Annotated in this window: 8 protein-coding genes and 1 riboswitch; all 8 genes read left to right on the plus strand. The window is 56.2% G+C overall.

Going from position 1 to position 15,676, the window contains the following annotated elements:
* Window positions 1-165: 165 nt before the first annotated feature.
* The 8 genes from putP (at window position 166) to prsT (ending at window position 15,578) form a co-directional block, all read left to right on the plus strand.
* Window positions 166-1,659, plus strand: coding sequence for a sodium/proline symporter PutP (putP, locus tag V5738_RS05680; RefSeq protein WP_423823442.1), 1,494 nt, complete (start codon window positions 166-168; stop codon window positions 1,657-1,659).
* Window positions 1,660-2,339: 680 nt separating this feature from the next.
* Window positions 2,340-2,430, plus strand: a riboswitch (cyclic di-GMP riboswitch).
* A 103-nt stretch (window positions 2,431-2,533) separates the two neighbouring features.
* Complete coding sequence (locus V5738_RS05685) at window positions 2,534-5,086, plus strand: hypothetical protein (protein ID WP_423823443.1); 2,553 nt, start codon at window positions 2,534-2,536, stop codon at window positions 5,084-5,086.
* A 522-nt stretch (window positions 5,087-5,608) separates the two neighbouring features.
* Entirely contained in the window at window positions 5,609-6,709 is a 1,101-nt protein-coding gene (gene wecB, locus V5738_RS05690; protein ID WP_423823444.1) for a non-hydrolyzing UDP-N-acetylglucosamine 2-epimerase, read from the plus strand.
* A 160-nt stretch (window positions 6,710-6,869) separates the two neighbouring features.
* A complete protein-coding gene (locus V5738_RS05695; protein ID WP_423823445.1) occupies window positions 6,870-7,184 on the plus strand; it encodes a PEP-CTERM sorting domain-containing protein in 315 nt (104 codons plus the stop codon).
* 630 nt (window positions 7,185-7,814) lie between these two features.
* On the plus strand, window positions 7,815-9,221 hold the full coding sequence (locus V5738_RS05700; protein WP_423823446.1) for a TIGR03013 family XrtA/PEP-CTERM system glycosyltransferase: 1,407 nt from the start codon (window positions 7,815-7,817) through the stop codon (window positions 9,219-9,221).
* A gap of 38 nt (window positions 9,222-9,259) precedes the next feature.
* Window positions 9,260-11,365 (plus strand): XrtA/PEP-CTERM system histidine kinase PrsK, encoded by a 2,106-nt coding sequence (gene prsK / locus V5738_RS05705; protein ID WP_423823447.1) that lies wholly within the window; start codon window positions 9,260-9,262, stop codon window positions 11,363-11,365.
* 3 nt (window positions 11,366-11,368) lie between these two features.
* Complete coding sequence (gene prsR / locus V5738_RS05710; RefSeq protein WP_423823449.1) at window positions 11,369-12,733, plus strand: PEP-CTERM-box response regulator transcription factor; 1,365 nt, start codon at window positions 11,369-11,371, stop codon at window positions 12,731-12,733.
* A gap of 64 nt (window positions 12,734-12,797) precedes the next feature.
* Window positions 12,798-15,578: an XrtA/PEP-CTERM system TPR-repeat protein PrsT gene (prsT, locus tag V5738_RS05715; RefSeq protein WP_423823450.1), complete on the plus strand. Its 2,781-nt coding sequence runs from the start codon at window positions 12,798-12,800 to the stop codon at window positions 15,576-15,578.
* Window positions 15,579-15,676: the final 98 nt, after the last annotated feature.

Consider the following 15,676-nt stretch of genomic DNA (forward strand, 5'->3'; position numbering starts at 1 on the left):
TATGGAACCGGCTTATTCGTCGAATACGATCAAGGACAGGTGCGGCCGGCTGGTCAGCCGGCTTCGTCGGGGTCAAATCCCGATATCCGGGCGAGGCTGGCTATTCTCGGAGGAAGGGGTAGAGTACGAACAGGGGCAAATATAAATCCTTAGGAAGGGGGCAGTATGGCAATCGGCGTTTGGATCAGTTTGATCCTTTACTTTGTTCTGATGCTGGCCATCGGCTTCTATGCCTGGCGCAAGTCCACCTCTTCCTCGGAAGAGTATATGTTGGGGGGGCGTAATCTCAGTCCGGCTGTGGCAGCACTGTCCGCCGGGGCCTCGGATATGAGCGGCTGGTTGCTCTTGGGCTTGCCAGGCGCGCTCTATGCATCCGGTCTCGTCGAGGCTTGGATCGGCATCGGGCTGTTTGTTGGCGCACTGGTCAATTGGATCGTTGTGGCGCCGCGCTTGCGTGAGCAGACGGAACGCTACGACAACAGTTTGACGATCCCCGAGTTTCTGTCGAACCGCTTCCCCAGCAAAGCCTTCGCGCTTAGAACGGTTTCCGCGATCATCATCGTGCTTTTCTTCGCGGTCTACACTGCTTCGGGGCTGGTCGCGGGGGGGAAACTCTTTACCAGTGCCTTCGGCGGGGTGATCAGCGCCGGGTCTTTTAGCGATTACTCGGTCGGCGTCTGGGTCACTCTGGGTATCGTGCTCACGTATACCGTCGTGGGCGGCTTTCTTGCGGTCAGCCTGACTGACTTCGTCCAGGGCTGCATTATGATGCTGGCTCTGATCATTATGCCGCTGGTGGTGCTGTTCGGCAGCGGCGGCGGCGGTTTCGATCAAGCGTCTCAAACCTTGGCGCAGGTTGATCCCAATTTTCTGTCCTGGACGAACGGCCTGTCCGTTATCGGATTCTTCTCGGCTGTGACCTGGGGGCTAGGGTATTTCGGTCAGCCGCACATCATCGTGCGTTTTATGGCGGTTCGTTCTGTTTCGGAAGTGCCCAAGGCCCGTAATATCGGGATGACGTGGATGGCGATTTCGCTGGCCGGCGCTATCAGTCTGGGCGTGTTCGGCCGCGCTTATGCGGTCCGCAATGGCTTGGACGTGGGGGATCCCGAAACGATTTTCATCGTTTTGGCCAACCTGCTGTTCAACCCGCTGATCACAGGATTTTTATACGCCGCCCTATTGGCAGCGATCATGAGTACGATCTCGAGCCAGCTTCTGGTGTCTTCATCCTCATTGACCGAAGATTTCTATCGGCTGTTTCTACGTAAAGAAGCGACTGAAAAGGAAAGCGTGCTGGTGGGCCGCTTGAGCGTGTTGCTGGTAGGTATCGTTGCTGCCTTCATCGCGAGCGATCCTAATTCTCAGGTATTGGGATTAGTCAGCCATGCCTGGGCGGGGTTCGGTGCGGCTTTCGGGCCGTTGGTGATTCTGTCGCTCACTTGGTCGCGTATGTCGGGGAGTGGGGCAGTCGCGGGGTTGGTTGCCGGCGCGATCGCCGTGATTGTGTGGATCCTGCTGGGCTGGAACGCCAGTTTCTTAGGCGGGCCGGGCGTATACGAGATCATTCCAGGTTTCATCGTTTCCTGGGCGGCGATTTATCTCGTCAGCCTGGCGACCCAGACGAGTGGCGAGTATCGAGCAATCCAGTCCGATTAAAGAACCCGTCAAAGGCGTGGGAGGGTTGCGGCTATAGGTGGCCGCGACCCGCGGTATGGCCTGTACTATCCGGCTCTCGAAATACCGGGATTGAAAGCAAGAAAGCGGTCGGCGCGACGCCGGTGGCTTGCACGTTGCAAGGTCTACTCGAGAGTCGCTGACCGGGTGAGCTCGATCAGCGCTCGTCAAGAGTCGGCCCCGAATATATGCGCTGCGAGTTGAGCCAACCGATCCTGTATCCTGTGGCGTGCCTGGAGTACGGCCCCGAATCTGCGCCGCCCACCTTTTCGTTGGTCCTCACTTTTTCAGCTTTTGCTTGAAAGTTCCAGACCCGGTATCGGGCGAAACAGGGCGACCGGTCACAGCTGACTGCGCCAAACTTCGACTCAAACCACGATCGTTTGATAAAGCGGCATGATTGGCCGTTTATCGTCGATTGGCGTATCGATATTCCTTCTATACTAACCTTCGAGAAATGACCGGAAGCTTCGGTCGTCCTCGATGTGAAAGTGTGCCAGGCCCAACGTATTTAAAACCCATGTAGGGCTCGCCGCGCAGATGAATAAATCACGAGGATGCGGTGTGAAGCGTTTTCTCTGCCGCGATCTAGCGGTGCTTTGGGGGATCGCCTTGAACGGCTGACCGGTCGTGGCAGTCGGCATTTTTTCGAAACTGATATCTCAGGACAAAGGCAAAACTGTCGAAAGACAGTGACGCAAAGCCACGGATCTAAAGCACGTTGACGCGTGCCAAGACCGCCGGGTTGCCGCTGGGTCAAACCAGACGGCGAATTTTGGATTTTTTTCAAGATTCCGCGTTGTGTCGTCTGATTTGCGCTCGCGACGGAATCCTCACTCAATGAGGGACCCGGTCCATGTTGTGTCGTTTAGTGGGAACGTGTGTCTGCCTGTTTTCTTTGGTCGCGTTTGCCGGCTGTAACGGATCCGGCGGAGGCTCCGACGAAAAAGCCTCTTCCAGTAGCCAAACCGCCAGTGTCGGCAACTCCTCCGACAGTGATAACGAAGAAGGTTCCGGCTCGGATCAGAGCGACACTGCTTCGAGCGGCACGAGCGAGCCATCCAATCAGAATGCGAGTTCGAGCGATGACCAAACGTCGCCCGATCAAGCCAATTCGTCGGACAGCTCGGACAACGATCCGATACCAGAGCAGACGATCAGGCCATCCGACGGTGGCGGCTCAACTAACGTCGATGAAGACGATGGGGCATCCGATGTGGCCGACGGTTCATCCGAGGACGATGCATCCTGGTCGAATGGCGATGATACGAACCTGGGCGTGGGTGAAGCAGGCAACGAGAATGATGATGATAGCGCGGTTTCTGACGGCGAGCCGGCTCCATCCGAGTACATAACGGATGTCGTAATTCATAACCAGGGCCAAGCTGCTACGGGCGTCGAAAATGTCAGCTTCGGCCAAGTATTCGCCGATGGCGATGTTGCAAGGGCACAGCATGTCGTGGCCGTTATCGACGGTTCGACCGTGCCGACCCAAGTCGATCGAAAAGCAACTTGGTCGAGTGGCTCGTTGCGACATGCCGTGATCACGATCCAGGCCCCGGCTTTGACATCAGGCGGCAGCCAGCGGGTACAACTATATGCGGTGGGTCGCGCGTCGAATAGCGGCTTTAAGACGCTCACGATTAACGATCTGCTGGGTACGAACTTCAGTGCTGAGGTTCGCGTGCGCCAGAACGGCACGACCTATACAGCCGATGCACGCCGTGCTCTAGAACGTGTGGCTCAACTTGGCAGCTGTTCAGCGTGGGGGCAGGCCAGCTGCAAACGTTGGCTGGCCGGGGGATTGGCCAGTGAATGGATCGTGCCAGCGACCTTGACTACAGGTAATGCGGACACGCCGCGTTTACGAGTCTACTTCAATGTGCGGGCCTATCGTGGCACGTCTGGCGGCATCGCCAACGTACGAGTCGATTCGGTTATAGAGAACGATCTCACCTATGCTATTAAACCGAATAACGTCAGTTATTCGGCCCATATTGCGGTTGGCGACAACCAGTATAGTGTTGACGGCCTGACCCACTACAGCCAAACACGTTGGCATCACGTACTTTGGACCCGGTCGGCGCCGGAGCTGTATGTCGAGCCATCGGTGAAATACCTCCAATCAACCGGTGCCATATCCAACTATGCGGACCTGTCGCCGTCTGAAGATTTTTTAGATTCGGTGCGTCAACAAGTCATGCCGATGCATCATGGAGATCAGACTCCTGATATGGGCGCTACTGGAGCGCAGGCAGGGATTGGGCCCTTGCCCCGTTGGACATCGACTTTTGTCGTTTCAGGCGATCGCCGCGCCTTCAACTGGATGTTGGCGAACGACGATGCTGTGGGAAGCTACAGCTTTCACTATCGAGATAGTCACTCGGGACGGCCGGTTACGATCGTAGACTATCCGTATATCACTATCGCGGGTTTGAACTGGGCACGGCGGGCAGGCGGCAGTTATGAGCGAGATCTGCTGCCATCCTGTGAAACCACGTGCAGTAATCCTAACCATTTCGATATGGCCCATCATCCCTCGATTGGCTATGTTCCATACCTGGTTACGGGCGATTTTTATTATTTAGAAGAGTTGCAGTTCACTGCGAGCTATATTGAGCTTTGGGCTAATCCTGGCTATCGAAATACCGATAAAGGACGTCTTCTCAGAGCGTATCAGCAAGTTCGTAGCCAAGCTTGGAACCTGCGCTCGATATCGGATGCTGCGTTTGCTACCCCAGACGACGATCCGATGAAATCTTATTTCGTTAATCAGATTGACTATATTGTTCAGGATTATCTGGCCAACTATGTCGACGATACCGGCCATGAACTACATACGTTGGATGGATTTGGGGCCATTCATTATGCTTCTGGCTCTTCGGCCGATACAAGCATCCCGCCTTGGCAAGCTGATTTTTTTACTTGGGCGGCAGGGCACGCAGCTGAACAAGACGTGCCGGGTGCACAAAGGCTTAGGGATTGGCTCTCGGTTTTTCATATCGGGTTAATGACTTCTGCTGAAGACGGGGATAAAAACGGCTTCTGCTGGGTCGCAGCTTCCGCATACAAGCTGAAAGTGCGCGACGAGAAAGATTCGCCAATCTATACAACCCTATCGGAAGTCTATGAAAATTCGTTTCCGCGATTGAACGGCCTCGAATGTGCCTCTCAAGCTATGGCGAACCAATTGTCGGCATCGGATGACCCTTTATCGGCGGGTGAGATGAAAGGGTATCCACACTCGCCAACTGGCTTTCCATCGAATCTTCAGATTGCGCTGGCTGTTTCTGCCGATACTGACTTGCCCGACGGGCATAAGGCTTGGAGGGTTTTCGAGAAGCGTAAAACGAAACCGGATTATTCAGATTACCCTAACTTCGCTGTTGTACCCCGCTCGGTTAGATAGGGGCGAAGCTCAAGATTATTCAGGGTTGGGCGCCATTCGCAGGGGTGTTTAAAGCCCTGCTGAACGCCGGTTTGGTTGCCAGCGTAAGCTGGTCTGTCATGAGTTACAGGCAGTGTAAATAAAGCGCCAGCGTAGCGTCATAGACAGTTGCTACGGGGCAAGCCATGCAAGCGTTACGCCTGCTTGAAAGTATCACCTATTGCTCGCTTACTCATGGCATCACTTTGGTGAGTTATCATGAGTTGGATATAGCTATTTGGCGTCGCTTGGAAAACGGTTAAAAAGTCCAAGCAATAATCCAATATTATTGGGTTTGGCATGGCGCATCATTGAACAGAAATAGAAGTGCTCCAAATCTTCGAGGTATAGAGCTAAGCAATGAGATGAAGTGCTGTTAGGCTATCTGCCTTTAACTCAAGGTAACCGCGCCATGGATGTCATTTGGTTATGAAGAGTTCGTGGGTCGACCCGGTTTGGCCTATATCGTTGTGAAATACTCGACAGGAAAGCGATAGGACCAAAGTGCCTAAAAAAATTGATTTGATTGCGGCGGCGAGACCCAATTTTATGAAGGTTGCGCCGCTGTTCCACGCTTTATCGGCACAGCCGTGGTGTGAAGTGCGACTGGTTCATACTGGACAGCATTACGACGCCAATATGTCGGATGCTTTTTTCGCCGACTTTGATTTGCCTAAGCCAGATCTTCATCTCGGAATTGGTTCGGGGACCCATGCCGAGCAGACTGGCCGGACTTTGATGGCTTACGAGCAGGCATGTTTGGCCGATCGACCCGATTGGACCATCGTTGTCGGCGATGTGAATGCCACGATCGCCTGTGCCTTGGCGGCCAGCAAGCTGCATATTCCCGTGGCACATTTGGAAGCCGGGCTACGCAGTCGCGATCGCTACATGCCGGAAGAGATCAACCGGATTCTCACCGATGCCATTGCCGACGTGCTATGGACGCCGTCGATTGACGCGAACGAGAACCTGGCCGCCGAAGGCATCGCGGAACAGCGTATCGAGTTCGTAGGCAACATCATGCTCGATACCTTCGAGTTGATGCGTGGGCGTATCGAAAGCCAGGGTAAGCGTGACGAACTCGGACTCTCGGTACGAGAGTATGCGGTCGTGACCCTGCATCGTCCGGGTAATGTCGACAGCCCGGAGACGCTCGAAACGCTCGTTGAAGCGTTAGTACGACTCAGCACAGAGGTGACGCTCGTTTTTGCGGTACATCCGCGAACGCGGAATCGGCTCGAGCAGCACGCGCTCTTGGAGCGGTTGCAGGCAGCCAGTGGTATGCGCCTGATCGAGCCCCAAGGCTATATCGATTTCATGAACCTTGTCACCGGCGCGGCCCTGACGATTACAGACTCCGGTGGGATGCAAGAAGAGACCACCTATCTTGGCATTCCATGTTTGACCGTTCGCCCGACAACTGAGCGTCCGATTACGGTGGAGCAGGGCAGCAATCGCTTGATCGGCGCGAGCGAGTTGTTGTCGGCGGCTCAGGCTGTGCTGAAAGGTGAGTGCTGTTATACAGCAAGCCGCCCTGAGCTGTGGGACGGCCAGACTGCTGGGCGCATCGTGGCCGATTTGGCACGACGAGCTGGCAAGTAGCGTATGGATAGTGAGCATCGATGAATTGTCGGCAAACGAAACAGCTTTTGAGCGCCCCGACCGATGGCGGCAAGTTACGCTAAAAAGAGCTTGGATAATCGATCTGATTGCTATATCGTAGGAATCGTTAATGCACCTTCGTGCGGAGCGGAGTTTTTCAATGAAAAACAAAATCGCCTTAAAGCCTCGTTTTGCCAGCATCGCAGCACGCTGCGCTCTGGTTGCAGTATGTGCTGCCGCGGCGCCAGCGGCGTTAGCAACCAATACACAGTCCGCCCCTGAAGGAGCTGGGTATTTGTTGTCTTATAATGGTCATCATTACCAAGGCGGCTCCTTTGGAGACGGTAACGGCGTAGGCGGCTGGAGTAGTCGTCAAGATGTGCCTGAGCCGGCGACTTGGGGCATGTTCGGTCTTGGCCTTGCGATGATCGGAATGGGTGCCGCAGCGCGCCGGCGGCGCTCGGAAAGAAGCTAAACCGCTCGCTGACTAGTCGCTATATAGCGAGAAAAGCAAAATAGCGAGGCGCTCTCAGTGTCTCGAATTAAAGCCTTTGGTTTGCGCCAAGGGCTTTTTTATTGCGTAACGTTCAGGCAGGTCGGCTGGTTAAAGCGCTGTAGCGCTCTTTAAACCGTCTAATCTGTCGTAAAACTTTGCAGTTTGGGCTTTGGTTGTAAAACGCTGTTTTGAAAGAAATTTATTTTAACGTTTTGTTCGGCTACGATCTGTCGATTAGCCCCGGGGTTGCTTTGGACAATTTTGTTTTCTACGTAAGTGTATGTTTATAAAAGAAATATTTCGATTTCTTGGGGTTGCGCATAGGGTCTGGAGGTGGTCTCTCGGCTCTCTTTAGCGTTCGGGCCCAAGACGGGGAGTAACCGTTATTATCGAAAAAAATGTCGAAAAAATTTACGCAATGCGGACATTGGGCGATTGTTTTGCGATAGCATGGCGCCAGAGGTTTGGGGGCGTTCTCAAGAAAATCGTTCGAGACGGATGCCGCGTTTGGTTCGCGTTACGCAAACCATCGTTAGTATGCCGGCCGAGTCACGTCAGGTTATTCAATTAGCCGTTCATTCTTTGGACGCCGTCATTATTTAGGGAGTCATGAACACGCTTCGGATTTTTAACCATCACGTCCACATTAAGTTCGTGCTGCTGGGCGCGGTGCACGTGGTACTACTGGTTGCTTCGGTATTCGCGGCCGTCAACGTTCGCTATATCACGGCGGACGCTTCGGTCATTGATAATTACCCCTTGATGTTCGTGAAGTCGCTCGTGTACGCAGCGATCATCGTGGCTTGTTTAAGTGCCATGGGGGTTTATCGCCCGCAGCGCGAAAACCGCTACCTCGCCTTGCTGGTTCGAGTGCTGGCGGCGCTGGCGCTTGGTGCCATTCTGGCCATCGTCGTTTATTACGTACTGCCCGGTCTTTATCTTGGCCGAGGGGTTCTCGGTCTTTCGCTGCTTTTTTCGTTGATTGGTGTTGGGGCCGCCCAGATGGTCTTCCATGCCACGGTGGACCAGCGTTCGGCGCCTTGGCGCGTACTGTTTTACGGCGCCGGTGAGAATGCAGCTGAAATGCTGGCGTTCATGCGTCGACGTAGCGATCACTCGTTATTCAAACTCGTCGGCTGCATCGTGATCGACGGCGAAACTGTCCAAGTTAACGACTCGCTACAGGCTCGCCTGGACACGTCGCTTTCGGATTACGCCAAGCAGCATGCGATCGATGAAATCGTGATCGCCATGGATGATCGACGTCAGAATTTCCCTTCCGATGCATTGATTGATTGTCGTGTTTCGGGTGTCAACGTCGTGGATATGCTGACGTTCTACGAGCGTCAAACAGGCAAGGTCAAAACCGAACTGCTCCAGCCTAGCTGGATCATCTTCTCGCACGGGTTTCGTCAGGGTACGGTCGATAATGTGCTGAAACGCTTGCTCGATCTCGTGTCGGCGTCGGTTCTATTGCTGGTGCTCTGGCCATTCATGATCGCGGCTGCGGTCGCTATCAAGATCGAAGACGGGCTTAGGGCCCCGGTGTTGTTCCGGCAAACCCGAGTCGGTTTGAACGGGCATGAATATTCCATCTACAAGTTTCGAAGCATGCGCACCGACGCCGAGTCGTTGTCGGGTCCGCAATGGGCTACGGAGGATGATCCGCGTGTGACTCGGGTTGGCCACGTCCTTCGTAAAGTGCGGATCGATGAGTTGCCGCAGCTATGGAATGTGTTCGTTGGCGACATGAGTTTGGTTGGGCCGCGTCCCGAACGCCCGGAGTTCGTGCGTCATCTCACCACGATCCTGCCATATTACCGTGTTCGCGAGTGCGTCAAACCCGGGGTCACGGGCTGGGCCCAATTGGGCTATCCGTATGGCGCCTCGGAAGAAGATGCTAACGGCAAACTTCAGCTTGATCTGTACTACGTGAAAAATCGCAGTATCTTCCTGGATTTATTGATTTTGCTGAACACTATCGAGGTGGTGCTGTTCCGTAAGGGTAGTCGCTAATTTGGTCGCCTGCGCTTGGTGTCTGAAGAGACGGTCGGATGTTTCCTGACCTGAATGTGACCCAACTCTGGCTGCTGGCCAATGGGCTTGCAGCGCTGGCGTTCGTGGCCTTGACGTTGTTTATCGTCGTGGTCGTGCGAGCTTGGCATGCCGCCTTTCGATGGCTGGTGGTGGCCACGTCGATCAGTGCGCTGTGGTTCATTCTGCTTATCGTAGCGCCATTATCGTCGATCAGCGGTCCGACGCTCGACATTGTAGAAACCATTCGTACCGGGTTATGGCTGATCGTGGCGGCGTGGATATTGCCGGTCGATACGCGTGCCTCGGCGTACCGTTGGACTCGTGGCGTAGCGATCGTTCTGCCGAGCACGATCCTGGCGTTGCTCGTCGCTCGAGCGTCGCCCTGGGTGGGGGATCCCGCCACCGGGCACAGCATTGTCTTTGCAGCGGGTGCGGTCGCAATGTCGCTGTTCGGCCTCGTGCTTGTAGAGCAGACTTATCGCACCAGCGGGTTCGATGCCCGCTGGGCGGTCAAGTATTTGTGCGTGGCCTTGGCGACGATCTTCATCTATGACTTCGTCATGTATACCGGTGCTCTGGTGGCTCACCATATTTCACTGACGGTCTGGAGTGCCCGTGGTGCGATCAATGCCGTAGCGGCACCGTTGATCGCACTGGCGGCTGCCCGCAATGCGCAATGGTCGGCGCGCATCAGCGTGTCGCATCACGTGATTTTCCGCACCGGTACGCTGATCGCAGCCGGCTTGTATCTGATGATCGTGGCCGGCGGCAGTACCTATATTCGCCGTTTCGACAGCAGCTGGGCCGAATTCGCGGCACTGCTTTTTGCGGTCATGGCGTCGATGCTTCTGGCGGTATTGTTGCTGTCCGGCCAGGTTCGCAGCCACGCGCGAGTGCTGCTGCATAAGCACCTCCTGCCTTATCGGTACGACTACCGTGAGCAATGGTTATCGCTGACTCGACGACTCGGGCGTGATGATGGTGACCTGGATGTGTACGACCGGGCGATTCAAGCGATCGCGCAACCAGTCGATAGTCCGGCTGGTGCACTTTGGCTCGATCGGGAGGATCGCTTCGTCTGCGTGGCTGACTGGAACATGGCAGGCGCGGCGGATATTTCCGAGCCGCGCGACTCTTCGATCGCAAGCTACTTGGCCGAAACCGGTTGGGTGGTCGATCGTCTGGAATACCTGGGCAATCCGGCGAAATACGGCGAGATGGTGCTGCCGGATTGGTTTGTCGAGCTAGAGCGTTCCCGCCTGCTGATCCCGCTGCTCGTGGGGCAGCAACGGCTGATCGGATTCATGGTTTTGGCCTCGCCCCGGGCTGCGTTCGATTTGGGTTGGGAGGAGATCGATCTTCTCAAGGCGTTCGCGCAGCAGGTGGCGGTATATCTCGATTACCAAGAGGCGAACCGAGCGCTGACTCAGGCGCGTCAGTTCGAGGCCTTCAACCGGTTGACGGCTTTTTTGATGCACGACCTTAAAAACATCGCGAGTCAACAATCGTTAATGCTGCAGAACGCTGCCAAGCATAAGGACAATCCTGCATTCGTCGACGACATGATCGAGACCATCGATATGTCGGTAAAGCGGATGCGAGGGCTGTTAAACCAGTTGCAGAAAGTGTCCAAGGCAGAGACGCGAGCGGAGCGGGTGGCCGTGGATGAGGCCATTGAAGCCGTCGTTTCGGAGCTCGCCGGGACTTATCCGGAGCCGGTGAGGGGCGGTCAGGCCTCGGGAGCAGTCATCAATGCCGATCGCGATCGGCTGATCATGATGCTGCGCCATCTGGCACGTAACGCACAGGATGCGACCGGGGCCATCGGCCAGGTCGAAATCGCTGCAGAGCCACGCGACGGCGCGGTCGCGATCACCGTGACCGACGACGGCGAAGGCATGACGCCGACCTTTATCCGAGATTCGCTTTTCCAGCCGTTCGTGAGCACGAAATCGGCCCGAGGTATGGGTATCGGTGCCTATCAGGTGCGGGATTTTGCGCGCGCCTCCGGCGGCGAAGTGATTGTCGACAGTACGCCTGGCCACGGTACCCGTTTCACCATTGTTTTGCCGGTTGTGGCCGATACGTCGGCTGAGCCGATGACTAACGAGGGGAGGACGTAATCGATGGAGTCGGTTACTGAACGTTTGTTGATCGTCGAGGACGATCCAGGATTGACCCGCCAGCTGCGCTGGAGCCTGGATCAGTACGATCCGGTATTTGCCGAGAATCGTGAAAGCGCGGTCGATCAGCTGCGGCGGCACGAACCCCAGGTCGTGCTGCTCGACCTGGGGTTGCCACCCGAGGCCGATGGTATCGAGGAAGGAATGCGCGCGCTCGCGGATATTCTGCGGCTAGCGCCGGCTACCAAGATCATCGTGGTCACCGGTAACGGCGACGAACAAAGCGCCATCAAAGCGATTGCAGCTGGTGCTTACGACTTCTATCAGAAGCCGGCCGAAATCGAAGTGCTCGAGCTGATCATCCAGAGAGCATTTCATATCTGGCAGCTCGAGCGACAGAATCGAGAGCTGCGTACCGACAGCGACCGGCCACTAGAAGGGCTGATCGCGGTCAGCGAGTCGATGCGCCGTGTTGTGCGGCAAATCGAAAAAGTCGCGCCCACGAGTGCGACGACACTGCTACAAGGCGATACCGGCTCCGGCAAAGAAGTCTTGGCGCGGGCCCTTCATCGTCTGAGCCCGCGGGCGGGCCGGCCATTCGTGGCGATCAACTGTGCGGCCATACCTGAGCATCTGCTGGAAAGCGAGTTGTTCGGTTACGAAAAAGGCGCGTTTACCGGCGCGCAGAAGCAAACGCTTGGCAAGGTCGAGTTGGCCGAAGGCGGTACGCTCTTTCTCGATGAGATCGGAGATATGGCCGCCAATCTGCAGGCCAAGCTGCTGCGTTTTCTGCAAGAGCGCGTGATTGAACGAGTGGGTGGGCGACATGAGATTCCGGTCGATGCACGCGTGATCGGCGCCACCCATCGCGATTTGCAGACTTTGATCTCTCAGGGCGATTTTCGTGAGGATCTGTATTACCGCATCGCTGAGATAACCATTCGAATCCCGCCGCTGCGCGAACGTGAAGGCGATGCGATCGCAATCGCCAAGTCTTTGTTCGAGAAGGCGAACCAAGAGCATGGCCGGTCGTTGAGAGGGTTCGCCCCCGAGGCTCTATCGGCGATTGAGCGCCATGATTGGCCGGGCAATGTTCGTGAACTCGAGCACCGGGTGAACCGTGCGGTCATTCTCGCCGATGGCAAATTGTTAGATGCCAGCGATCTCGGTTTGGCCGAACTCGTGGGCGAAACCGAGGATGTAAAACTCAATCTGCGGCAGGTGCGGGACGAAGCCGAGCGCGGCGCGCTGGAGAAAAGTCTTGGCCTGGCAGATGGCAATATATCGAAGGCTGCGCGCCTGCTTGGCGTATCCCGGCCTGCCATATACGATCTGATGCGCAAGCATCGCATCGAGCTGAGTAACTAAAATGATAAAGAGTTATCGTCGTTCGGGGCCGCGCCCAATGCGTGCGGCAATGGTATCAACTTGCATGGTCGGGGCGCTGTTGGCTGGTGGCTGCGGCTCCAGTTCCCCCGAACAGCGAATCGAGAAAGCGCGTCAGGATTATCAGAAGCATGATTACCATGCGGCTGAGGTTCAGTTGAAAACGGTGCTACAAAAGCAACCGGATAACGGCCAGGCCTGGGCCTTGCTCGGGCGAACGTCATTAGCGGAAAGACAGTTCGACGATGCGATTCACCAGTTTCGTAAAGCGATCTCGGCAGGGCAGTCGCAAGCCAGCGTCGCTGTGCCCTTCGGACGGGCACTGGTTGCTAGTGGCCAATTCCAGCAAGCCTTGGATACGCTCGAGGTCGATTCGCAAACCTCAGATCATGCGCGAGCGTTAGCGATCAGCCTGAAAGGCGATGCTTTAGCAGGCTTGCAGAAAACAAATCAGGCGGCCAAAGCCTACGCTCAGGCGCTGTCGATCGAACCCGATCTTAGCGATGCGTTACGCGGCAAGGCACGGTTGGCCGTCCAGCGCGGCGATATGCAGTCGGCGCGTCAGGTGTTGAGCCAGGCCGTGACCGCCAATGGCAACGATGCAGGGGCGTTGGAATTGCTGGGGCAGGTGGAATATCGCACCCAGCACTGCGAACCCGCAATTCAGCATCTTGGTCAGGCGCTCAAAGTAGGCAAAGGCGTTCTGTCCAACAGTCAGGTTCAGACGAGCCGGGTGTTGATGGCGGACTGTCAACTACGCACCGGGCAGGTTGAGGCGGCCAAAGGCAATATTCAAACGGTTCTGTCGGCGAATCAGAGCAATCCGTTCGGTAATTATCTGCAGTCGCTACTGTATATCCGCCAAGGCGAATATCAGCAAGCTGCCAACCATGTGCAGTCCATCCTCAACGTCGAGCCGCGTAATCTGCGAGCGATGACGCTGATGGCTTGGCTGCGTATCGCTCAAGGGCGCCCTCAGGATGCACAGCCGTTTCTGACCCGGGTTTTGCAGCAATCGCCGGATAATGTGGCCGCGTTGCGCCTCCAGGCCGGCCTTTGGATGGCCCAGAACCGCGACGATCAGGCTCGTGATCTGGTCGAAAAAGCGTATCAGCAACAAGCCGATACGCCCGGCCTTCGTGGTGCCCTCAAACAGGTGATGGCTGAGCTCGAGCAGCAGCAAAACAGTAGCGATGCCAGCGAGCGCGGGTTGGACGATGTGACACTCCAGTTGGGGTTGGCGCGTTCGCTGGCGCAGATGGGCAGCGAATCGGCGGCCCAGACGATCCTCGAAAAGATTCAGCCCAAAACGGCGGCCCAGCGGCGTAAGGTTGAGACGGCTCGGGTGCAGATTGCACTGGCCAATAACGCCGCGAGCGACGCCATCCAGCGGGCCAAGACGCTGGTCAAGCAAAATCCCGACGACCTCGGCGCTAAGCGCTTGTTGGCGGACAGTTATATCGCGGCAGGCGAATACGATACGGCAGACGATATTCTGGCCGAAGCCCAGCAGAGCCATCCCGATAGTGAATCGCTCGTACAAGCCCGCACTCAGCTTGCAACCCAGCGTGGTAACTATGCTCAGGCGCTCGAATTGCTCGAGCCGCTGCATGACCAAAAGCCGGACAATGTCGATATCACGCTGGCCCTGGCCGATCTTTATGGTCGAGCCGGCAACGATGACGATCGGATTGCGCTGCTGAAACAGGCAGTCCAGTCGAAGCCGCAAGCTCCGCGTCTATCAAAAGCTTTGGCGCGGGCCTATCTCGGTAACGGGCAACACGATCAAGCGTTGGCGCTGGTCGAAAAACAGCTCAAGCAACATAGCCAAGACCCGGACTGGTTTCAGCTCAAAGGCGTAACGCTGTTGACGAGCGGCCAGGTCGATGCTGGCATCAAAGCACTATCGCAGGCTGCGCAAAAAGCGCCAGACCGGCCCGGTTTGAGTTTGGATGTGGCCAAGGCGCAGCTGTCGCAGGGGCGCACGGACCAGGCTATCCAGAGTTTGAAAGAGCTGCGTGAGCAATCGCCCGATTTCTGGCCGGCGGCCGCTTTTCTGGCGCTGGCCCAGGCCTCGGCCGGCCAAACCGCAGCTGCCTTGGATCAAGTGAAGGCGCTACGCAGCGCCGGTCACGCCCATGAGGCCGATATTCTCGATGGCGATGTGCTACGCCAGGCCAAACGCTATGCCCAAGCCAATCGCGCCTATTCGAAAGCCTTTGAAGCCAAGCCCAATGCGCGGCTGGCTCAAACGCTGTTCGACGTCCGGCGTGCTGGGAATATCGAGGACCCGGCTGCGCCGTTGCGCGAGTGGTTGGAGCAGTCGCCGAATGATGCGGCCACCGCTTTGCGTCTGGCCAGTTGGTATCAAGCGCAGGATGAAACCGATAAGGCAGCCGCGATGTATCGCAAGGTGCTGGCAAGCCACGGCGATGCGGTGGTAGCGCTTAATAATCTTGCCGTTATCGAGACGGACTCGAATCCGCAGCAGGCGCTGTCGTATGCACAGAAGGCGCATGCCAATGCGCCGGGCAGTCCGGCGATAACGGATACGCTGGGCTGGGTCCTGGTGAATAACGATCAGCTGAATCGTGGGATCGAGCTGCTCGAACAGGCGGAATCGAAGGTGGGCGCCGACCGGCCTGAGATTCGCTTCCATCTGGGCGCTGCGTTATCAAAACGTGCGCAAGCAGATGATACGGTTCGGGCCAAGAAGCTTCTGAATCAGGCGCTTTCTGGTGGTTTGCCGGAGGCTCAGGCTGAACGTGCCCGCGAACTGATCTCGCGGTTAAGCCAGGGGACGGTCAAAGCCAGTAATAATTCTTAATGTTTTAAGTGAACTGGCCGATATCTGATTTACAATATCGGACTGGTAACTGAATATTCCAGTTGAGCGCGGGGGTCTTATACGATCGGCCGCATTAG

Source organism: Salinisphaera sp. SPP-AMP-43, assembly GCF_049568105.1.
GTDB lineage: Bacteria > Pseudomonadota > Gammaproteobacteria > Nevskiales > Salinisphaeraceae > Salinisphaera.